Annotated in this window: 18 protein-coding genes; 1 reads left to right on the top strand and 17 read right to left on the bottom strand. The window is 68.6% G+C overall.

Translation table 11 applies throughout. The annotated features are described in order from the left end of the window. Positions 1 to 70 precede the first annotated feature (70 nt). The 14 genes from EV649_RS31110 to EV649_RS31045 form a co-directional block, all read right to left on the bottom strand. Positions 71 to 3418 (bottom strand): GH92 family glycosyl hydrolase, encoded by a 3348-nt coding sequence (locus tag EV649_RS31110; RefSeq protein WP_198682792.1) that lies wholly within the window; start codon positions 3416 to 3418, stop codon positions 71 to 73. Positions 3419 to 3523: 105 nt separating this feature from the next. Then, a complete protein-coding gene (locus tag EV649_RS31105) occupies positions 3524 to 4174 on the bottom strand; it encodes an NUDIX hydrolase (protein WP_130387232.1) in 651 nt (216 codons plus the stop codon). Then, the gene (locus EV649_RS31100) at positions 4171 to 5913 is read right to left on the bottom strand and encodes a CTP synthase (protein ID WP_198682791.1); all 1743 of its coding nucleotides are present in this window, start codon (positions 5911 to 5913) and stop codon (positions 4171 to 4173) included. The genes EV649_RS31105 and EV649_RS31100 overlap by 4 nt, the downstream gene beginning before the upstream one ends. A gap of 21 nt (positions 5914 to 5934) precedes the next feature. Beyond that, the gene (locus EV649_RS31095) at positions 5935 to 6960 is read right to left on the bottom strand and encodes a glycosyltransferase family 4 protein (RefSeq protein ID WP_130387231.1); all 1026 of its coding nucleotides are present in this window, start codon (positions 6958 to 6960) and stop codon (positions 5935 to 5937) included. After that, positions 6957 to 8534 carry a lipid II flippase MurJ gene (locus EV649_RS31090; protein ID WP_241998906.1) on the bottom strand — a complete coding sequence of 526 codons (1578 nt, stop codon included), beginning with the start codon at positions 8532 to 8534 and terminating at the stop codon, positions 6957 to 6959. The genes EV649_RS31095 and EV649_RS31090 overlap by 4 nt, the downstream gene beginning before the upstream one ends. Continuing rightward, a complete protein-coding gene (locus EV649_RS31085; RefSeq protein ID WP_130387230.1) occupies positions 8513 to 9322 on the bottom strand; it encodes a hypothetical protein in 810 nt (269 codons plus the stop codon). The genes EV649_RS31090 and EV649_RS31085 overlap by 22 nt, the downstream gene beginning before the upstream one ends. A 1-nt stretch (position 9323) precedes the next feature. Then, complete coding sequence (locus EV649_RS31080) at positions 9324 to 10271, bottom strand: copper transporter (protein ID WP_130387229.1); 948 nt, start codon at positions 10269 to 10271, stop codon at positions 9324 to 9326. Beyond that, a complete protein-coding gene (gene steA, locus EV649_RS31075) occupies positions 10268 to 11449 on the bottom strand; it encodes a putative cytokinetic ring protein SteA (protein WP_130387228.1) in 1182 nt (393 codons plus the stop codon). Before steA ends, EV649_RS31080 begins: the two co-directional genes overlap by 4 nt. A gap of 109 nt (positions 11450 to 11558) precedes the next feature. After that, positions 11559 to 13289 carry a DNA repair protein RecN gene (gene recN / locus EV649_RS31070; RefSeq protein WP_130387227.1) on the bottom strand — a complete coding sequence of 577 codons (1731 nt, stop codon included), beginning with the start codon at positions 13287 to 13289 and terminating at the stop codon, positions 11559 to 11561. Positions 13290 to 13291: 2 nt separating this feature from the next. Then, on the bottom strand, positions 13292 to 14218 hold the full coding sequence (locus tag EV649_RS31065) for an NAD kinase (RefSeq protein WP_130387226.1): 927 nt from the start codon (positions 14216 to 14218) through the stop codon (positions 13292 to 13294). 12 nt (positions 14219 to 14230) lie between these two features. Beyond that, complete coding sequence (locus tag EV649_RS31060) at positions 14231 to 15046, bottom strand: TlyA family RNA methyltransferase (RefSeq protein WP_130387225.1); 816 nt, start codon at positions 15044 to 15046, stop codon at positions 14231 to 14233. A gap of 12 nt (positions 15047 to 15058) precedes the next feature. Continuing rightward, entirely contained in the window at positions 15059 to 15499 is a 441-nt protein-coding gene (locus EV649_RS31055) for a hypothetical protein (RefSeq protein WP_130387224.1), read from the bottom strand. Position 15500: 1 nt separating this feature from the next. Continuing rightward, positions 15501 to 15968, bottom strand: a complete 468-nt coding sequence (locus EV649_RS31050; RefSeq protein ID WP_130387223.1) for a phasin family protein — start codon at positions 15966 to 15968, stop codon at positions 15501 to 15503. An 87-nt stretch (positions 15969 to 16055) separates the two neighbouring features. Continuing rightward, on the bottom strand, positions 16056 to 17162 hold the full coding sequence (locus EV649_RS31045; protein WP_130387222.1) for an HAD-IIA family hydrolase: 1107 nt from the start codon (positions 17160 to 17162) through the stop codon (positions 16056 to 16058). Positions 17163 to 17186: 24 nt separating this feature from the next. Here EV649_RS31045 and EV649_RS31040 point away from each other — a divergent pair, with 24 nt between their 5' ends. Further along, the gene (locus EV649_RS31040; protein WP_130387221.1) at positions 17187 to 18338 is read left to right on the top strand and encodes a DUF1015 domain-containing protein; all 1152 of its coding nucleotides are present in this window, start codon (positions 17187 to 17189) and stop codon (positions 18336 to 18338) included. A gap of 1 nt (position 18339) precedes the next feature. Here the strand turns inward: EV649_RS31040 and EV649_RS31035 are convergent, their stop codons facing one another. The 3 genes from EV649_RS31035 to EV649_RS41305 are packed head-to-tail and all read right to left on the bottom strand — an operon-like array spanning position 18340 to position 20450. Then, positions 18340 to 19194, bottom strand: coding sequence for a CHAD domain-containing protein (locus tag EV649_RS31035; protein ID WP_130387220.1), 855 nt, complete (start codon positions 19192 to 19194; stop codon positions 18340 to 18342). A gap of 3 nt (positions 19195 to 19197) precedes the next feature. Beyond that, on the bottom strand, positions 19198 to 19923 hold the full coding sequence (locus tag EV649_RS31030) for a hypothetical protein (protein WP_241998904.1): 726 nt from the start codon (positions 19921 to 19923) through the stop codon (positions 19198 to 19200). Further along, positions 19920 to 20450 (bottom strand): hypothetical protein, encoded by a 531-nt coding sequence (locus EV649_RS41305; RefSeq protein WP_206751593.1) that lies wholly within the window; start codon positions 20448 to 20450, stop codon positions 19920 to 19922. Before EV649_RS41305 ends, EV649_RS31030 begins: the two co-directional genes overlap by 4 nt. Positions 20451 to 21266 lie beyond the last annotated feature (816 nt).

Genomic DNA, 21266 nt, shown 5'->3' with positions numbered 1-21266 from the left:
GCGTCGGCCGGTGCTGTGGCGACCAGCAGGCCGGCCACTGTCAGTGCCGCGATCACGATGGTCTTCCTCATCAAGAATTCCCTCCCGCAACGGTGAAGAGCCGTAGGTCACGGTTCTTGGGCAGCGTGATGCTGACCGGGGTCTGCGTCAACGTCACAGGTGCCGTGGCGAAGATGTGAGTGGTGACGTTGTCCTTACCACCGCCGGATTCGTTGCGGTACGGCGTGGTTGCGACGATCACGTTGCCGTAGTGGAGGGTGTCGCCGCCACCGCCCAGGGTCCAGTCGCTGAAGGACAGATCGACCTGCGACGTCGTACCGTCCGCGTAGTTGAGCGTTGCGGTCGTCTGCTGGTTGCCGTTGACCGCACTGCCGATGAAGGACAGCTTCGTCGTACCGGCGGGCAGGTTCAGGTTGAGCAACTGTCCGTCGGCCGGCACGTTGTCGGGGTCGCCGGCTGGTACGTCGGGCCACGTGAAGCTGAGGCCCTGGACAGTACCTGTGCCTCCTGCAGTCAGACCGGCCGCGGCCAGTGCCTGACGTGAGTAGCTGACACCGCCGCCGTCGTAGTCCGCCTCGGTGTGGTCGCTGTTGTCGTCAGAGATGCCCACACCTTCACGTAGTACGAAGAACGAGTTCGGCTGACCCACGACCACAGTGAAACCGACCTGTGGCAAGGCGGTTACGTCAGCGGCCTTCATCTCCACTGTGACGGGGTAGCGGCCGTCCGGCGTACCAGCGGCGGCTGTGATCGTCACCGACGCGCTACCGACCTTGTCGACGTGGAACGTGCCAGTAGTAGGAGTCGCTGTGAGACCAGCAGGTGTCTTCAGCGTGTAGCTGACGTCCTGCGCCGTACCACTCAGTCGGTGGGCCTGCAGGGCTACGGGTGCACTAGTAGTGCCAGGAGCGATGACTACGCGGCTGGTGTCGGTAGAGGTCTGGAACGGGATCTCGCCGGTCCGCCACGACGGCGGTGCGTCCTTCGCACCCCAGGCCTTGTTGGGCGTCGTACCGAGTGTGAAGTCCAACGTCCCACCACTCTGTACGAACGACTCCGGCAGCCAGGGCTTCGTTGAGGTCTTCCCGTTCACCTTCAACGACTGCACGTACTGCGCATCCGCGCCCGGAGCGTTGATCCGGATGGTCTTGCCGTCGCGGTGGATCACCGCCCGCGGGAACAGCGGTGCCGCGACCTGGAGCTCCGCACGGCTCGGTACGTCCGGGTAGAGACCCAGTGCGGTCCACACGTACCAGGACGACATCGCACCGAGGTCGTCGTTCCCCGGGATCCCACCGGTGCTCGTGTTCCACAGCTGGTTCATTGCCTGCCGCAACGTCTCCTGCGTCTGGTACGGGCGGCCGGTGTAGTTGTAGATCCAGGGCGTGTTGATCGACGGCTCGTTGTCCATCTCGGCGTGCAGTTCACCCGCACCGGTCAGCGCCCAGGTCCCGTCCGGGTTCTTGAAGAACGCATCCAGCCGCTGGTTCACAGCGTCCGTGCCGCCCATCGCGTCGACCAGACCGGCCCGGTTGTGCGGCACCATCCAGCTGTACTGCGCACTACTGCCCTCAGCGAACCCGTCGTACGTCGACGGCGTGAAAGCAGGCCAGGCACCGTTGTCGTCCCGGTTCTGGATGTAGCCGCCGTTGGCCGGGTTGAACACGTTCTGCCAGTACTGCGACCTGGTGAGGAACTTCTGGTACGTCGACGTGTCGCCGGTCCGTTGCGCGAGCTGAGCCAATGCAAAGTCGTCAGTCACGTCCTCGAGCGTTTCGACCGCACCACCCCAGGCGTTGGACTTCGTGGGGATGTAGTGGAGTGCCAGGTACTTGTCCAGCGACGGCCGCTGCCCGATCGACATGACCGGTTTGCCGGCCGAGCTGAGGTCCTTCGCGGTCGGTACGGTCGCTGCCTTCACCAGCGAGCGCAGTGCGCCGCGGGCGTCGAAGTTCGTACCACCGAACGCGTAGATGCCGGCCACAGCTGGTGCGGACGGGTCTCCGGTCATCACCGCCGTGCTGCCGGACGCGTGCGTCCACCGGTCCCAGATGCCGTCGTTCTGCGTGGCCTGGTTGAACAACGACTGCGCGATGTCTCCGGCCCGCTCGGGCTCGAGCAATGTAACTAGTTGCAGTTGCGACCGGTAGACGTCCCAACCGGAGAACGTTGCGTACTGCGCCTGCTGCCCGGGCGAGAGGTAGTGCGGCTTCTGGTCGAAACCCCAGTACTGACGGTTGACGTCGCTGAACACGTTCGGGTGCAGCAGGGCGTGGTACAGCGCGGTGTAGAACATGGTGCGCTGGTCCGTCGTACCGCCGGTGATCTCGATCCGGTCGAGCTGCTTTCGCCACGTCTGCTTGGCTTTCGCGGCCGTGACGGCGACCGACGTACCGCGCGGGTTCTCGGCGCGCAGGTTCGCCAGCGCGTTGGCAGTGCTCACGTAGGAGATGCCGATCCGCATCGTCACCTTGTCGCTGTCGAAGCCGACGTACCCACCGGACCCCTTGTTCGGCGGCATCCACCCGTCGGCGCCGTACGTCGTACCACCAGTCGCCTGAGTGCTCCCGGGGGTGACGGTGCTGTCGGTCCACGTGCCCTGGCTCTTGAACGGCTGGTCGAACTCGGCGACGAAGTGCAGCGTGTAGTAGCTGCGCTGCCCGACGCTCGCTAGGTAGCCGCAGAAGTTCCCGCTCGTCACCGACCCGCTGACCGTGCGGTGCGCCGCGTCGATACTGACCTGCGCGTCGCTGGATCCGACCTCGGAGTTCGACGTACGGAACATCAGGGTCTTGGCCTTGTCCGCCGGGAACGTGAACGCCGCCGACCCGGTCCGCGTGGTCGCACTCAGCTCCGCAGTCACGCCGGAGTCGAGACCGACCTTGTAGGAGCCCGGCTTCGCGACCTCGTTCGCATGGCTGTACGTCGACGCGTAGAGCTCGTCCTTCGCATCACTCTGCGGCGAGCTCGTCACCTCACCCGCCAACGGGAAGACCGGGATGTCCCCCGACCCACCCGCACACCCGGTACCACTCATGTGCGTCAGGCTGAACCCACGAATCTTGCTGGCCGAGTACAAGTACCCACCCGGAGCAGCAGTCCGGTATGCATTTCCCCGACTCGTCTCCGGACTGAACGAAAACATCCCGAACGGCACGACGGCCCCCGGAAACACGTTCCCCGCATTCGACGTACCCACCAACGGATCCACCTGCTCAGTTGGATCCAAGGAACTACTGGTGATCCGACTACTCCCGACCACCTCCGGCGTACGCAAACCCCCAACCACCGGATCAGCCGGCGTCGCCGTCGTCGGATGATCACCGGATCCGGGCGGCCCCGGCGTGGGCACGGCCTGAGCAGTGGTAGGCGCGATCGCGGCGATCAGAGCAGCAGCAAGTACGGCGGACAAGCGCATGGGCGGCCAACCTTCGACGTCGGAACGGGGCGGAGTGACATCGTTGTCAGCAACAAATACCCCGCTACCGAACGCACGTCAAGCACTACGCGAAGTTCCGGAACCTCAGCTGTCCTTCGCCGGCCACGGGGAGTCGGCGGGGCGGAGGGTGTCGAAGCCGGGGCCGTTGAGGGCGGTCCAGGCGGCGAGGGCGCCCATGATGAGGATCGGGTTCTGGAGGTGGCCGGCGAGGGCGGCGCCGACGACGTCGATGAGAGGCGCCCAGACGGTTTCCATGTCGGCCTCCTCGTGGAGGCGTTCGAAGGTCTCGTCGGCGGGTGACAGGTCGCGGGCCAGGAAGATCCGGACCGCCTCGTTCGTCAGGCCGGGTGAGGTGAAAGCGTCGACCAGGATCCGCCAGTCGGCGGCCTTGGTCGCGGTCTCCTCCCACAGCTCGCGCTCGGCGCCCAGGCGGTACTGCTCCCCTTGGACGTCGAGCAGTCCGGCCGGAGCCTCGAGCAGCTTGTAGCCGACCGGGTGCCGGTACTGGCGTACGAGCAGCATCCGGTTGTTCTCGTCGAGCGCGACCACGCCGACGGCTCCGGGATGTACGACGACATCGCGGACGAACGACTCACCGCCGGGCGGTTCGATGGTGTCCCGGCGTACCGAGATCACCCGGCCGGTCTCGTGCACGGTCTCCGAGGCGGAGACCGGCCAGCGCTCGGGCTGATCCGCCAGCCCGGCGCCGAACCGGAGCTCCGGGTAGTCGGTCATCGAGCCTTGACCGTCTCGGCCTTGGCCTTCTCGGCACCAGGCTTCTCAGCGGTCTTCTTGGCCACCGGCTTCGGGTCCTCGACCGGGAGCCGGGACTCGCGCTGCCGCTCAATCGCGGCCGCAACCAGACCGGAGAACAGCGGGTGCGGCTTGGTCGGCCGCGACCGCAGCTCCGGGTGCGCCTGCGTGGCCACGAAGTACGGGTGCACCGAGCGGTCCAGCTCGATGAACTCGACCAGCTCGTTGTCCGGCGACAGGCCGCTGAACACCAACCCGGCGGTCTCCAGCTTGTCCCGGTACGCGTTGTTGACCTCGTAGCGGTGCCGGTGCCGCTCCTGCACCGACGGGGCGCCGTACAGCGAGCGGACGATCGAGCCGTCGGCCAGGTTCGCCGGGTACAGACCGAGGCGCATTGTGCCGCCCAGGTCGCCGGCGCCGTCGACGATGTGCTTCTGCTCCTCCATCGTCGCGATCACCGGCTGCTCCGCGTCCGGGTCGAACTCGCTGGAGTTCGCCTGGTCGAGACCGGCGAGGTCACGCGCCACCTCGATCACCATGCACTGCAGGCCGAGGCACAGTCCGAGGATCGGGACGCCCTGCTCGCGGGCGTACCGGATCGCGCCGATCTTGCCCTCGATCCCGCGCACCCCGAACCCGCCGGGGATGCAGATCGCGTCGACGTCACCGAGCAACCGGGCCGCGGCCTCGGGCGTGGCGCACTCGTCGGAGGCGATCCAGCGCAGGTTCACCCGGGCGTCGTTGTCGAATCCGCCCGCGCGCAGCGCCTCGGCGACCGACAGGTATGCGTCCGGCAGGTCGATGTACTTGCCGACCAGCGCGACCGTGACCTCGTCCTTCGGGTGGTGCACGACCCGCAGCAGCTCGTCCCAGCGGGTCCAGTCGACGTCGCGGAACTGCAGGTTCAGCCGGCGTACGACGTACGCGTCGAGGCCCTCGGCGTGCACGACCTTCGGGATGTCGTAGATCGACGGCGCGTCCACCGCGGCCACGACCGCTTCGACGTCCACGTCGCACATCAGCGAGATCTTGCGCTTCACGCTGTCCGGGATCGGCCGGTCGGCGCGGCACACGATCGCGTCGGGCTGGATACCGATCGACCGCAGCGCGGCGACCGAGTGCTGAGTCGGCTTGGTCTTCAGCTCACCGCTGGGCGCCATGTATGGCACCAGCGAGATGTGCAGGAAGAACACGTTGTCGCGGCCGACGTCGTGCCGGACCTGCCGGGCCGCCTCGAGGAACGGCAGCGACTCGATGTCGCCGACCGTGCCGCCGATCTCGTGCAGTACGACGTCGACGTCCGGGCCCGCCATCGCGAGCATCCGTTCCTTGATCTCGTTCGTGATGTGCGGGATCACCTGGACGGTGTCGCCGAGGTACTCGCCGCGGCGCTCCTTGGCGATCACGCTCGAGTAGATCTGGCCAGTGGTGACGTTCGCGACCTGGGAGAGGTCCCGGTCGAGGAAACGCTCGTAATGCCCGATGTCCAGGTCGGTCTCGGCGCCGTCGTTGGTGACGAACACCTCGCCGTGCTGGAACGGGTTCATGGTGCCGGGATCCACGTTGAGATACGGATCCAGCTTCTGCATCGTGACGCGGATGCCCCGTGCCGTCAGCAGACTGCCGAGGCTGGACGCTGTCAGTCCCTTACCGAGACTGGATGCCACGCCACCGGTGACGAATACGTGCTTGGTCTGCTGCGAATTGGAAGCCCTGTCCACGGGTCTCCAGCCTACCTCTTGTCAACCACCGGTCGCGACGAGACCCGCGTAGATGTCGAGGAGATTCTTCGCCACCGCGTCTTCGTCCATCCATCTGGACGCCAACTCCCGGCCGCGTGTCCGCATAGCGTTCGCGGTCTCGGGCTCCGCCAGGACGGCCCGTACCCCGTCCGCCAGCCCGTCCGCGTCAGCGGGAAACGCCAGTACGGCGCTGTCCCCGACCAACTCGGGTACGCCGCCGACCGCGGTCGCAACCACCGGTACGCCGACCTGCATCGCCTCCTGCAGGACGAGGGCGCGCGCCTCCCAGTGCGATGTGAGCAGAAACACATCGGCCGCACCGAGCAGATCGGCCACGTCGTTGCGGTGACCGAGCAACCGGACCGGCAGCTTCTCCGCGTCGATCCGCGCCTGCAGGTTGTCCCGCAGCGGACCGTCACCGACGACCACGAACACCGCGTCCGGAGTCGACTCGTGTACGCGGGCTGCGACGGACAGCAAGGTCGGGTAGTCCTTCTGCGGCGCCAGGCGCCCCACGGTGAGCACCATGGGCTGGTCACCGAGTCCCAGTTCCCGCCGTACGGCGGCGCGCCGTGAACGGATCCGTGGCATCGCCGGAGCGGCCACAGGTGCCAGTTGCGCGTTGCGGGCGCCGAGGCTCTTGGCCAGGTCCACGAGGTCGCTGGACGCCCCCAGGGTCAGGTCGGCGCCTCTGGCAACCAGCCGCTGCCCCATCCGCATCACGAGACCACGTGGTCCTGGCGCGATCACCGCGTTGTGCCAGGTGACGACCAGCGGGCGCAGCCGGGACCTGTCCCGTAGCGCGGTCATGCCGGCGCGGTAGCCGTGCGCGTGGATGACGTCGCACTCACGGAGCCCGGCGGCCTGGGAGACGACGGTCGCCGGGGCGAACTCGAAGTGCTCGGCCGTGCCCGGTGGAGCACACACCACCACCTCGTGCCCCGCACTCACGAACCGTGGCACCAGCGAGGCAACGTGCTGCCCGATGCCGCCCCGCGACTCCGCGAGCAGCAGCCCGATCCTCATGGTTTCTCCCGTCGAACGAGTGCGCGAGCGTCCGCGCGATCCAATGCAAGCACGACCACGGCGTACACGACGACGGCGGCCAGCCCGGAGAGGACGGAGAACGCCACTGCCTTGCCGATTCCACCGTCCCCTGCCGGCAGTGCGACCGCCCAGCCAGCCGCACCGGCCAGCACAGCGCCCGCTAGTGCAGTGAGGTGGGCACGTGGTACTCCGGCCAGTACAGCTGGTCCTGCCTCACGACGCAGGACCAGCAGCAGTACGACGGCGCCTGCGACCATGCCGACAGACATCGCGGCAGCCAGCGCGGGTACTGCGTCCCAACGGGCTGTGAGCACCACACCGGCTACAGCCACGAGTATCCAGGCCGCAGATGTCACCACGGCCACCTCACGTCCGGAGTGTCGGGCGTAGAGCACTCGGCCGACATGCATGAGTACGGCGAACCCGATGGCAGCTGGGGCGAACGCGAGGAGCCCGTTGGCCAGTGAGGTCGCCTTGGACTCCTGCACCACGCCGTCGTCGTACGCGAAGATCCTGGCCACCGGTACCGCCGTACCGACGAGCAGTGCGGCACCGGCGCCACCTGCCAGCATCACGGCGCGGGTGGACGCCGCGGCGTAGCGGTCGAAGCCCTCCCCCGCCTCGAACGCTGCTGCCAGCCGCGGGAACACAGCTGTGGTGATCGGCACGGCCAGCACCGCGTACGGCAGCAGGTAGACCGCGTTGGCCCACGTGTAGACAGCAATGCTGCCTGCTACGCCACGGTGGTTGGCCAGGTACGTCGTGACGACGAAGGTGAGCTGTTGCGCGACCAGTACCGCGAGGCCGGCGAGTGCGAGCTTCCGCAGTACCGGTCCGACGCCCGGGTCCAGGCGGAGGGTCGGTCTGATCGGCAGGCGGAGCAGGAGCATCGGTACGAGCACTGTGAGGGCAAGGGCGAGGACGCCGGCCGTAGTACCCCAGGCCAGTAGATCGGTGGAGCCTTGCGAGGCCGAGTCCGCGTCAGGTGCGGTGCCGGCGAACAGGAAGTACGTGCCGACGACCACCAGGCTCGAGATCAGCGGAGCCCATGCACCGGCTGCGAAACGCTTGTGGGACTGGAGAACCGCGGTCGCGACCACTGCCACGGCGTACCCGAAGACCTGCGGCACGAAGATCGCCAGCATCCGGGTCGCGGTCGCCGTGGAGCTCGCGCAGTCCGCGCCGGGGTCGAGCATCACGTCGGTGTACTGCCCCGCCAGAACCCAGGCCAGCAAGGCGACCGGTGCCAGCAGCACGAACGACCAGGACAGCAACGCCCCGATGATCCGCCCCTGCGCCACCCGGTCGCCACGGGCGACAGGCCCGGCCAGCACGGGAATGACCGCACCCGCCAGCGCACCACCGGCAACCACTTCGAACAGAATGTTGGGCAGCTGATTAGCCGTCGTATACGCCTCAGCCAAACAGCCCGCACCGACAGTTTTCGAGAACACCAACCACCGGCCGAAGCCAACAACCCGCGCCAGAACGGTGACGGCCGCAACAAGCAGGGCCGCGCGGGCGAGCCTGCTCACCTGGGTCGACGGCCCCACTGGTCGATCTTGTCGAGGACCGGGGTGTCGGCGATGACCTTGGTGAAGCTGACCTTCTCGCTGGCCAGGTTCAGGCCGACAACAGCCGCCAGTACGAGCGTCTTCAACGGACGCGGGAGCGATGCGGCAAGCGCCGTACCGGTGATCGCGCCGAGGCCGTTCGCGCCGCAGTCGCCCAGCATCGAGCGTTCGCCGAGGTCCGACGGGGCGGACGCCGCGGCAGCGCCGACGACGGCACCGGCCGGACCGTTCACGACGGCCAGCGGTGCGTTCAGGGCAGTCACGGCCTTGAGCGCGCGGCCCGGCCGCAGGTCGAGGAGGTTGGTGAGGTTCGCCGTACCGGCGATCAAGGCGCCGTCGGCAACGACCCCGGCGACGGCCTTCACGCCACGCGACTTCCGCGGCAGCAACGCCGCGGCCGCGAGACCGGCTGCGCCAACACCGAGGATCTTCACCGCACCGCTCGTCACCTCGCCGCGCTTCAACGCGCTCAGGTGACCGCGGAAGCCCTTCGCCTGCGTGGTTCCGCGCAGATCGTCGTACGCACCGACCGCACCCGACACCGTGCCGGCCACCAGCGCGGCCGCCTTCACCTTGCCGCTGCCACGGGACGCCGCGATGCCGGCCAGCGCACCAAGCACCGCCACGGGACCCTCGAGCAGCGTCACCGGCTCACCGCGGTGATTGGTCCGCTCGAACGGCTCCCGCGTCTCCTTCGGCAGCTTCTCCGCCGCACGCTCGAGCGCGGCAGTAGCGGCCGCCGCGATGGCGGCGCTCAGAATTCCCACGTCAGTTGTCCTTCGTCTGTACGGCCGACGGCGCGACGCCGTTCTTCGCGTTGATCGCGCCGTACTGCCCCGCCTTGCCCTCCGCCTGCTCGACCAGCGAGAAGACGACCGTCGCCTGTCCGGCGGGGATGTCGGCCACGTCCACCGAAGAAACGATCTTGGTGGCCTCGGAGTCACTCCGCAAGGCCTTGATGATTCCGCCGTCGGCCGCGGTCAGCGGCGTCCCCGCGACCACGACGCCGGCGCTGCCGGTGTCCAGGCCCTCGAGGAAGTCGACACTGTCGTTGTACGTCGAGTTGTCCGGCACCGGCGTCGGCGGCTTGGCCGCGATCACCAGGACCAGCGTCGCCCGGTCCTTGATCTGCGACGGCTTCAGCGACAGCAGCTTCGCGCCGGTCATCCCGCTGATCACCTTGGTCGAGTCCGCGTCGCCGGTCTTGCCGTCCTCCTTGGCGGCGATCCCGCGCGCCAGCAGCAGCCCGGCCCGCTGGTACGTCGTACTGTCCGTCGGGATCTGCATGTCCGCGGTGACCAGCTGGTTGACCAGCGACTCGACCAGCTGCCGCTGACCGGTGTCGAACAGCTTCGCGTCCAGCGCGACCTTCGTGGTGACGACGGCGCCGGCCTTCTCCACCTCGTCCTGCACGCTGTTGGTCAGGTCGTTGTCCGCGTTCGGCATCGTGACGATCGCGATCTTCTTGTTCGTCAGCTTGCCGGCGGTCATCCCGGCGGTCACCTTGGCGACGTAGTCGTCGCGGTACTTGTCGAGCGCCTTCACCTGCACCAGTTCGGCGCGGGCGTCGGCCAGCTGCTGACGGTCCTTCTCGGCCTGGCTGGCGACGAAATCCTTGCCGGTGCTCTTCAGCGGGCCGGCGCCGAGCACCACACCGGCGCCCAGGGCGAAGAAGATCGCCACGATCGAGACGATGTGGTAGCGAAAGTCGATCACGTGAAAAGCTCCCGGATCCAGTAGACGAAGTCGCCCCAGCGCGCCCGCAGGATCGACCAGACGACGTCGTCGGCCCCGATGGCGACCATCGCCACCCCGACCGCGAACAGGCCGGCCGCCATCAAGGCGACCACCTGGAACGTCGAGACCCGGCTGCGGTACAGCCGGGAGACGCCCTTGGCGTCGACCAGCTTGGCACCGACCCGCAACCGGGTGATGAACGTACTCGCCATGCCGGGGCGCCCCTTGTCGAGGAACTCCACCAGCGAGTTGTGGGTGCCGACCGCGACGATCAGCGAGGCGCCCTTGGAGTCGGCCAGCAGCATCGCGATGTCCTCGCTGGTGCCGGTGGCCGGAAACTCGATCGATTCCACGCCGAGCCGCTCGAGCCGCTCGGCCCCGGGCGCGCGGCCGTCGCGGTACGCGTGCACGACCACCTCCGCGCCGCACTTCAGGGTCTCGTCCTTCACCGAGTCCATGTCGCCGAGGATCAGGTCCGGCACGAATCCGTTCTCGACCAGCGCGTCCGCACCGCCGTCGACACCGATCAGCACCGGCCGGTACTCGCGGATGTAGGGCTTCAGCGCGACCAGGTCTTCGCGGTAGTCGTACCCGCGGACCACGATCAGGACGTGCTTGCCCTCCATCGGCGTGTGGATCGCCGGTACGCCGACACCGTCGAGCAGCAGGTCCTTCTCGCGACGCAGGTACTCGAGCGTGTTCGCGGTGAACGCCTCGAGCTGGGTGGACAGGCCGGCGCGGGCGTCGTCCATCAGCTCCGCGACCGACTTGCTGTCCTGGGTCATGCCCTTCGCGACGGCCTCGTGGCCGCGGTACAGCGTGCCGTCGTCGAGCCGGACCTGCTCGCCCTCGTGCAGGACCGAGAAGACCTCGCGGCCGACGCCGTCGACGAGCGGGATGCCGGCCTCGACGAGGATCTCCGGACCGAGGTTCGGGTACCGCCCGCTGATCGAGTCGGCCACGTTCACCACCGCGGCGACCCGGCAGTCGACGAGCGCCTCGGCGCTCACCCGGTCCAGGTCGACATGGTCGATGACGGCGATCTCACCCGGCTTGAGCCGTTTGGTGAGATTCTTGGTACGTCGATCCAGCCGGACCACTCCGGTGACGCCGGGTAGTTCAGTGGGTCGTGCTCTCCGCAGGCTGGGCAGTTTCATCGCACCCTCATCCTGCCATGTCAAGAGCCCCTTCCCGGGTCATTTACCCGGCCCGGCCCTTGTTCACGCACCGAATTAACAGTGACTATGCGTGTTTCGAGGCGTTAAATCATCCTTTGGAACGACTCTTCCGGCGCGGTTTGTGACGTTCGGCGGCGAGTGCGAGCAGTTCCTCGGCGTGCGCCTGCGCGGCATCGGAGTTCTCCAGGCCGGCCATCATCCGGGAGAGTTCCTTCAGCCGGGCGTCGTCGTCGAGAGCGACCAGGCCGCTGGTGGTGACCGATCCGTCGTCGCTCTTCAGTACGACGGCATGACGGTCCGCGAACGCGGCGACCTGCGGAAGGTGCGTCACCACGATCACCTGAGCCTTCTCCGCCAGCCGGGCCAGCCGCTTGCCGACCTCGACCGCCGCGCGGCCGCCGATCCCGGCGTCGATCTCGTCGAACACCAACGTGGGCACGGGGTGCGTGTCCGACAGGATCACCTCGAGCGCGAGCATCACCCGGGACAACTCACCACCCGACGCAGCCTTCTGCAGCGGGCGCGCCGGGCTCCCAGGGTTCGCCGCGAAGCAGAACTCGACCTCGTCGATGCCGAACGGTCCGGCAGTGGTCTCGTGCACCTCGACCGAGAGCTTCGCGTGCGGCATCGCCAGCCCGGTCAGCTCCTCGGACACCGCGACGCCGAGCCGTGCCGCCGCTTCGATCCGGGCGTCCCGCATCTGCTGACCAAGGTCCGCGAGCTTCGCGTCCAACTCGGCCAGCTCGCCAGTCAGTTGCTCGACGCGCTCGTCGCTACCGTCGAGCTCGGCGAGCCGCTCGGCCGACCGTTTGGTCCATTCGATGACCTCGTCGACAGTGCCGTTCTCAGCGCCGTACTTGCGAACCAGGTTGGTGAGCAACGAACGTCGCTCGCTCACCACAGCCAGCCGTGCCGGATCGGTGTCGACATCGGCGGCGTACGACGAGAGCTCCTGAGCCAGATCAGCCGCCAGGTACCCGAGTTCGCCCGCCCGGTCGGCCAGCTCGGCGAGCTTCGCGTCGTGCTCGCGCTCACCGTCCAGGACCTGTTTCGTCAACGCCAGCAGGCCGAGTACGTCGTTCGGCCGCGTGGAGTCGAGGTCCTCCGATGCGAGCGCGTCCGACGCGTTCGTGGCCGCCGTGCGCAGACCGTCCGCGTACGCGAGGCGATCTTCCTCGGCCGCGAGCTCGACGTCCTCGCCGGGCAACGGCTCCGCCTTCGCGACCTCGTCCAGACCGAACCGCAGCAAGTCCGCCTCAGCGAGGCGATCACGCTCGCGAGTGGTCAGCTCGGTCAGCTCGGCCTCGACCTCGCGATGCCGCTTGTACGCGGCGGCGTACTCCTGCAGCGGCACCAGAACCGGCTTGCCCGCAAAGGTGTCCAGCGTCTCGCGCTGCCGCGCCGGCTGCAGCAACCGCCACTGATCCGCCTGGCCGTGGATCGCGACGAGATCTCCGGAGATCTCGCCCAGCACGGACACCGGAACGGACGCGCCGCCGAGAAACGCCCGTGACCGGCCCTCCGACGAAAGCTCGCGCGCGATCAGCAACTCGTCGTCGTCCAGCTCGCCACCACGGTCCTCGGCCTGCTGCACGATCGCCCGCGGTACGTTGCTCGCGCGACCCTCCACCCGCGCCCGCCGCGTCCCGTGCCGCACCAGACCGCTGTCGGCACGGCCGCCGAGCAGCATGTTCACCCCGGTCACAACCATCGTCTTGCCGGCACCGGTCTCACCCGTGACCGCGGTGAAACCCGGGTCGAGGTCCAACGTCGCGTCCTCGATCACGCCCAGCCCAGTGATGCGGATCTCCGAAAGCATTGTCAGTGTCCGTTTCCGTTGCGTTTGCGCTCGGCGGCGCCACGCCAGCCGAGCACCGGGAGGTCGAACTTCGCCACCAGCCGGTCGGTGAACGGCGCCTCATGGGCGCGGGCCAGCCGGACCGGCGTCGAACCCCGCCGTACCTGGATCTCGGCGCCGGGCGGCACCTCGACCATCCGCCGGCCGTCGCACCACAACACGCCGCGCCCGTGCCAGGACGGGACCAGCTCGATCGACAGCCGCGACGTCGGCGCCACCACGATCGGCCGGGAAAAGAGCGCGTGCGCGCTCAGGGGCACCATCAGGATCGCCTCGACCTCGGGCCAGACGATCGGTCCGCCGGCCGAGAAGGAGTACGCCGTACTCCCGGTCGGCGTCGCAACCACGACGCCGTCACAGCCGTAGCGGGACAACGGGCGGTCGTCGACCTCGACCAGGACCTCGAGCATCTTCTCCCGGGCCGCCTTCTCGACACTCGCCTCGTTCAGCGCCCAGGTCTCGAAGATCAGGTCGTCGTCCAGCCGTACGTCGACGGCCAGCGTCATCCGCTCCTCGACCGTGTAGCTGCGGTCCACGACCACCTGGACGATCCGCTCCAGGTCGTCGACCTCGGCCTCGGCCAGGAACCCGACGTGGCCCAGGTTCACCCCGAGCACCGGCGTACCGTGCGGGCGGGCCAGTTCGGCGCCGCGCAGAATCGAGCCGTCGCCGCCGAGCACCATGATCAGCTCGACGTCGTTCGCCGCCTTCTCCGGGTCGTCGACGGTCTCCACCGGGTCGAGCTTGAGCTCCTCGGCCTCACCTCCGAGCAGCCGGACCAGCATCCCGGCATCGGTCAGCAACCGGTGCGCGTCCCGGGCGACCTCGACCGCCTGCTCCCGGCCGGTGTGCGTCACCAGCAGCACGCGCCGCGGCTCCTGTTCAGCCACCCTGCCCCCTCGTCACTGTGGACCGGTCTCGATTGCTGTTTGGAGCATCGTCTCATCGAGGGCCGGTGCTTCCCGGCGTATCCACAGGAAGTATTCGACATTTCCTGACGGGCCAGGTAACGGGCTGGCCGCTACGCCTTCGATTCCCCAGCCCAGAGCGTGTGCCTTGGCGGCGACATTCCGGACCGCCTCAGCCCGCAACTCGGGGTCCCGGACCACGCCGCCCTTGCCCAGCCGCTCCTTGCCGACCTCGAACTGCGGCTTCACCATCAGCACCAGCTCGCCGTCCGGCTTCACCACCCCGAGCAGCGCCGGCAGCACGAGCGTGAGCGAGATGAAGCTCAGATCGCTGACCACGAGATCGACCGGTTCACCGCCGATGTCCTCGAGCGTCAGCGTCCGGACGTTGGTCCGGTCCATCACCGTGACCCGCTCGTCGGTCTGCAACGCCCACACCAACTGGCCGTACCCGACGTCGACGGCAATCACGTGCGCCGCCTCGTTGCGCAGCAGTACGTCGGTGAATCCCCCGGTGGACGCACCGGCGTCGAGCGTACGGCGACCTTTCACCTGGACAGCTGGGAACGCTTCGAGGGCGCCGATCAGCTTGTGCGCGCCGCGGCTCGCGTAGCCGGGGTCCTCGTGCTCGGAGGTGTCGACGACGATCGGGGCGTCCGCACCGACCCCGGTCGCGGCCTTGCCGGCCACGGTCCCGGAAACCTTCACCTTGCCGGCCGCGATCAGCTCGCTCGCGTGCTCACGGGAGCGCGCGAGCCCGCGCCGTACCAGCTCGGCATCGAGCCGCGACCGCTTGACTCCCTTGGCCACTCGGCTCTTCCGCTAGGTCCGGTCGCCAGGCTCGGCGTCGGCTTCGACCAAGGCGGTCTGCAGCCGCTCGTGCAGGTCGGCATACACCTCACCGTGCTCACTGACCGGCTTCTCCCGCAACTCGTCCAGCCGAGCCATCGTCTCCTCGACCAACGGATGCCCGCCCTCCTCGGTCGACTCGTCGATCGCCGGGTCCTCGTACGCCGGGTCCTCGGCGGAGCCGGCTTCGAAGGAGTGCTCGTACTCCTGGCCGGGGGCGCGCGCGAACTCCGGGCCGAACTCGACCGCAGCGGGATCCACATGCTCCACTGTCTCTTGGGCCGCGTCCTGCGCACCGGGCTCGGTGTCGTAGTCGGGGTGGGACGGCGTCTCCTCGGACTGGTACGGGTCGAAAGCAGGCTCGACGTCCGGGTCCACGTCCGGTGGGAACTGCTCGCCGGGATGCTCGGTCATGTCAGACCTTCTTCGCCGTCTTCTTCGCCGGAGCCTTCTTGGCCGCCTTCTTCGCCACAGCCTTCTTGGCCGGCGCAGTCTTCTTGGCAGCCGCCTTCTTCGCCGCCTTCTTGGCAGGCACCGGGACGTCCACGACCGGAGCCGGCCCCGCCGCGGCCGCCTGCGCCTCGGCGAGCTCGGTCTCGAGCGCCTTCACCCGGCGGGTCAGCGCCGCGACCTCCTCGGAGCGAACAAACCCGAGCCGCGCCACCGCACCCTCGACCTCGTTCGACACGATCGCCTGCAGCAGCTGACGGTTACTCTTGCTGGTGGCAACGATCTCGTCGGCCAGGTCACTCGCCCTGGTCGTCAGCGCGTCCGCCCCGGTCTGCTGCAGCAACGCCTTCGCAGCCGCCTGGGCCTTGTGCTTGGTGACCTCGGTCAACCCGTTCGCCAGTTGTACGTAGCCGCGCACAGCGTCCATCACCATGACTGCCTCCTCGCATCGTTCCCAGCAACGGTATCGCCTCCCCGCCCCAACACCACCCCGCCCCACGCTCGCGAGGCCTGAGGCTCGCTACTTGTCGAGTCCGATGCGGTGGAGGGCGGCGTCCAGGGCGATGGTTTCGGCGGTCGGCGCGGGCTTGGGGCGGGGGCGGCGGCCACGGGAGGTGGCCTTGGCGGGCTTGGCGGGTTCGGCCGGGGCGTCGACGGCGGTCCAGACCGCGGACAGGATCGCGCGCAATCCGTCGTACGGCGCTCCCTCGCCCTTCACCGTGACCGCGTTGTTCACGACTTCGGCGGTCCACCCGGCCGACGTGTGCTTCGAGCCGCTGACGGTCACGCCGGCCTGCTTCTCGGCCAGCGCCCCGAGGCCGGCGGCGATGTACGTCGGCCGCTGGTGCTTCGGCGCCCGCGCCAGGTCGTACGCGTCGTTGACGCCGGTCGCGACCCACAGACTCGGGATCCCGACCGCGTTCGCGCCCTCGATGTCGGAGTCCAGCCGGTCCCCGATCATCAACGGGCGCTTGGCTTCCAGCCGTTCGATGCTCGTCTCCAGCAGCGGCGGCTCGGGTTTCCCGGCAACAACCGGGTCCACGTCGACCGCGGCCCGGACCGCCTGCACCAGCGTGCCGTTCCCCGGCGCCTTGCCGGCTGCGGTGGGGATGGTCAGATCGAGATTGGTCGCGAACCACTTCGCGCCCTCGTGGATCGCGTGCGCGCCGTCGGCGAGCATCACCCAGTTCACATCCGGGTGGAACCCCTGAACGACGGCGACCGGCCGCGCGTCGCTGGTCCGCACCGGCGTCAGCCCGTACTCCTCGAGCGCAACGATCAGCCCCTCGCCACCCACCACGAGCACCGGAGACCCCTTCGGGAACTCGCTCGCGATCAGCTTCGCCGCCGCCTGCGCGGACGTCACCACGTCCTCGGCGGTCACGTCCAGCCCGAACGACGCGAGGTGCTCGGCAACGATCCCCGCCGGCCGGCTCGCGTTGTTCGTGATGTACCCGATCCGCATGCCTTCCTTGGCGGCCTTGCGGAGGTTCTCCGGCGCGTCCGGGACCGGATCCGGCCCGACGTACACGACGCCGTCGAGGTCCAGCAGCGCCACGTCGTACCGGGTCGCGAGCGGTTCGTCACACGCCGAGAGCGGCTGCGGCGCTGTACGTTCCGCGCTCACGCTTCACCCCGTACGATTCCGCGCATGCTGGATCCTCGGGGGGTGCTGAGACTCGACCCACTGCGTGCCTGGCGGTTCGTGGCGGGCAAGGTCAGCGCGCTCGGCGCCGTCACCTCACCGCCGTACGACGTGCTGGAACCCGCCATCGTCCGGCGGCTGACTGACTCTGATCTGCACAACATGGTGAGGCTCATCCTTCCACGCGATCCGGACCTCGGTCGCGGCCGGTACGACGAACCCGCGCACCGGCTCGCCGGGTGGCAGCGGGACGGTGTGGTGATCCAGGACGAGCGGCCCGCGCTGTACGTGTACGAGCAGCGTCTGGGCAGCGCCGTACTGTGCGGACTGGTCGGCTCACTGCGGCTGGACCCGACACGGCAAGTTGTGCTCCCGCACGAAGAGGTGATGCCGCACTGGGTCAACGACCGGCTGCAGCTGATGGAGGCAACAGACGCCGACCTGGAGCCGATTCTGCTCGCCTACGCCGACGGTGGCGCGGCAAGTGATGCTGTGGACGCGGCACGGTCCGGTGAACCGTGGGTGGAGGCCGAGACGTACAACGGCGCCGAGCACCGCATCTGGCGGATCGACGACCCAGAGGTGCTGGCGACGATCGAGCGGGAGCTGGCCAAACACGAGGCGGTCATCGCGGACGGTCATCACCGGTATGCGGCGTACCTGGAGCGTCAGCTGCGCGAGCCGTACCGGCCGACCGCGGAGGCCGGTCTGGCGATGCTGGTCGACTACATCCGGCACCCGTTGACGCTGGACCCGATTCACCGCGTCGTACCGGGTCTGGACCTGATGACTGTGCAGTCACGTACGCCGGCTGGCTGGCAGATGCAGCCTGGTCGAGTGGAGGGCGACCCGGACCGCATCTCGATCACGGACGGTTCCAGCTGGCTGACTCTCCACACTGATTCCGAGACACCTACGGTCGCGATACTGCATGAGGTGCTGTTTCCGGCCTGGGGTGTGGTCGAGCAGGACCTCAGCTTCCACCACACGCTGTCAGACGCACTGGCGTTGGCCGGCCCTCAGCAGGTCGCTGTGGAGCTCGCAGCGCCCAGGATGGACCAGGTACTGCGTTCAGCCGCGCAGGGCGTCGTACTGCCACAGAAGGCCACGTCGTTCGGGCCGAAGCCGCGAGTGGGGCTGCTGTTCCGGACGCTCTGAGTCAGGGGCGGTGGTAGAGGCTGAGGAACTGCTCGCGTAGGGGCTTGCGAGCGGCCCGGTGGCGCTCTGTGAGCCGTCCGAGGGTGAAGGAGAGCTCCGGGTCGTCCTGAGCTGCCGCATCGACAGCCATGGCAGTCAGAGCATCAGCCGCGGCGCAGTGGTCCTGATGCTGCCCCAGGAGCTCTTGGTACGTCGCTGCGTGCGCTGCGGTCGTCCGTGCTTCGTCACCGAGTACGGCGGCGCTGGTGTCGGCGGTGTACCGGACTCGCTTCGCCAGCAGCCGTACCTCGTGCCAGTCGTCGTCTGAGGTCCAGGGCTTGAGCTTGTCGGCTGCCTGGGTGAACCTCTCGGTGGCGGACCGCAGGAGCTGCGGTAGTACCTCGCTGCAGGGCTTTTCTGCCTTGGCGTTGAGGTCGGGGGCTGCTGCGACTGCCTCGATGGTGGTGAGCAGGTCCTTGGTGGACTCGCCCAGGACCACCTCGGCGGAGCGGGCCGCGGCGCGTTCCAGGCCGAGGGTGAGCGTGGTGAGGATCGTGTCGACGTGTTCCTGGTTGTCCTCGCTGGTGGCGGTTTCACGGACGAGCGCCGCGATCACCTCGAGGTCCCGGGCCTCACCACAGGCCTGCGCGAGTGCGGCCAGGTCGGCTCGCAGTTCGGTCGCCCAGTCGCCGGCCAGCAGTTTGCGGAACAGCTTCAGATCGCTCCGCAACCGCCGGCAGGACACCCGTACCTGGTGGATCGCGTCGTCCTCGGACTTCTCCACCATCCCGACAGACTTCTCGAGCCGCCGCGCACCCTTGGCCAGCGCGCCTCCCACCAGCACCCCAACCGGCTGGTCGCCCGCCGCGCCCTCCACGCCCTACTCCCCGTCGCCCTTGGACTCCCCGCCAACCTCGGACTCCTCGGAATCCTCCGCGTCGAGATCCTCTGCGTCCTCGTCGTCCAGGTCCTCGTCGTCGAGGTCGGTGAACTCGAGGCCTTCGAGCTCCGCAGCCCGCTCGGCCGCACCGGTCACACCGTCGCCGTCGACGCCGGCCGCACGGTGGAACCAGACGAGCGCGTCATCGGTCCGCCCAGCCTCCGCCAGCGCATCGGCGTACGCGTACCGCAGCCGCGGCAGCCACTCAGCCCGAGTCCGCTTCGTCAGCTCCGGCACGTCGAGCATCTGGACCGCCACCGCGGTCTGACCCTTGTCGCGCCGCGCCCCGGCCGCCACGATCAGCAGCTCGATCTGCGTCGCCTCCGACACGTCGTGAACGTGCTTGTCCTTGGTCAGCGCCAGCGCCTTGTCCGGCCGCCCGAGCGCCCGCTCACAGTCGGCCATCATCGCGATGACCTCGTGGTTACCCGTCATCCGCCGTACAGCACGGAACTCGGTGAGCGCCTCGTCGTAGTGCTCAGCCAGGTACGCCGTGATCGCCACAGCCTCCCGCACACCACCAAGCCGAGCCGCCAACCGCCGCGCGGTCCGGGCATGCTGGTACGCGAGCTCCGGGTCGTCGTCGAGGAAACGCCCCGACGCCACCAGATGCTGCGCCACCAGGTCCGCCAACGTCCGCGGCAAGGACCGCAGCTCAGCCTTCACCCCACGATCGAGCTCAGCACCCGTGATCCCTTCCGGAATCTTCGGATCATCGCGCCGCGGACCGACCCTCTCCTCACGATCCTCCCGACGAGGCCCACCCCGCCGGTCATCACGCCGATCGTCACGCCCGCCGGACCCACCGCGCTCGTCCCGACCTCCAGAACGCCCACGCGAATCCCCAGCCCCCGAACGCCCACGCGAGTCTCCCCGCTCATCCCGCCGGAACGGACCACGCTCTCCCCGCCCAGGCCCACCGGCCCGAGCAGGTCCACGCCCCCGAGAATCCCCACGCTCATCCCGCCGAGCCCCACGGTCATCCCCCGACCGCTCATCCCGCCGGAACCCACCGCGGTCGTCACTTGCACGCTCATCACGCCGGTATCCACCACCGCCAGCGCCGCCACGGTCATCCCGACGGTATCCACCGCTGCTAGCGCCACCGCGTTCGTCCCGGCGGTATCCACCGCGGTCATCGCCCCCGCGATCGTCGCGGCGGTATCCGCCACGGTCGTCGCGGCCACGGTCATCACGTCCGCCGCGGTCGTCCCGCCGGGAGCCGGCTACGCCGCGTCCCGCACCGGGCCCGCGCCCCGAACCACCCCGATCGTCGCGCCGGTATCCACCAGACCGATCGTCCCGCCCACCCTGGCCGGACATCTGCCCACCGAACGGGTCGCGCGCAGACTTGTCATCACCTCGAGAACCGGCAAACCCACGCCTGTTCTCGGAAGAACTCTCATCCCGATCCCGGTACGACGAATTACCCGAGCCACCCGAACGCCCACCGGCAATCCCGCCCCGTCGGCTCGGCGCCCCACCGCTACGACCCGCAGAACCTCCACGACTACCGCCACCTCCAGCTCCAGATCCGCCACGACCCGCACCGGAACCAGACCCAGAACGACCAGCTCCAGAGCCACCACGACCAGTTCCGGAGCCGGACCAACCGGATCCAGAACCCGAACGACCGCCATCCGAGCCCGAGCGACCCGCTCCAGAGCCCGAACGGCCGGCGCCCGAGCCTGAGCGGCCGGACGAGTTCGAACGACCGGAGTCTGAGCGTCCACCACCGGACCCGCCTGAGCGGCCGGCGCCTCCGGACGAACCGCGACGGTCCCCTGAACCGGACCGAGGATTGCGAGGTGGCGTCGCCACGGTGACTCCTAACGATGCTGAAGAGCAGTAATCGGACAAACGTTACCGCGCCCGCAGCGGGAGGTGACGTCCTGGTCGGCGACCGCCGACCCTCCACAAATGTTAAGGGCCACCCCTAGTGGGGTGGCCCTTAACAGTGTGAATGTCCGGCGGCGTCCTACTCTCCCACGACCTCCCGGTCGCAGTAC

Origin of the sequence: Kribbella sp. VKM Ac-2569 (genome assembly GCF_004216905.1) — a bacterium.
In the GTDB taxonomy this organism is placed as follows: domain Bacteria; phylum Actinomycetota; class Actinomycetes; order Propionibacteriales; family Kribbellaceae; genus Kribbella.
This window is presented reverse-complemented; position numbering and strand designations above follow the sequence as displayed.

Bases quoted from the DNA above. Each gene is read 5' to 3' on its own strand.
- EV649_RS31055 (WP_130387224.1), bottom strand. From the start codon at position 15,499: ATGACCGAGCATCCCGGCGAGCAGTTCCCACCGGACGTGGACCCGGAC.
- EV649_RS31040 (WP_130387221.1), top strand. From the start codon at position 17,187: ATGCTGGATCCTCGGGGGGTGCTGAGACTCGACCCACTGCGTGCCTGG.
- EV649_RS31050 (WP_130387223.1), bottom strand. From the start codon at position 15,968: ATGGTGATGGACGCTGTGCGCGGCTACGTACAACTGGCGAACGGGTTG.
- EV649_RS31105 (WP_130387232.1), bottom strand. From the start codon at position 4,174: ATGACCGACTACCCGGAGCTCCGGTTCGGCGCCGGGCTGGCGGATCAG.
- EV649_RS41305 (WP_206751593.1), bottom strand. From the start codon at position 20,450: ATGACCGTGGCCGCGACGACCGTGGCGGATACCGCCGCGACGATCGCG.
- recN (WP_130387227.1), bottom strand. From the start codon at position 13,289: ATGCTTTCGGAGATCCGCATCACTGGGCTGGGCGTGATCGAGGACGCG.
- EV649_RS31095 (WP_130387231.1), bottom strand. From the start codon at position 6,960: ATGAGGATCGGGCTGCTGCTCGCGGAGTCGCGGGGCGGCATCGGGCAG.
- steA (WP_130387228.1), bottom strand. From the start codon at position 11,449: ATGAAACTGCCCAGCCTGCGGAGAGCACGACCCACTGAACTACCCGGC.
- EV649_RS31110 (WP_198682792.1), bottom strand. From the start codon at position 3,418: ATGCGCTTGTCCGCCGTACTTGCTGCTGCTCTGATCGCCGCGATCGCG.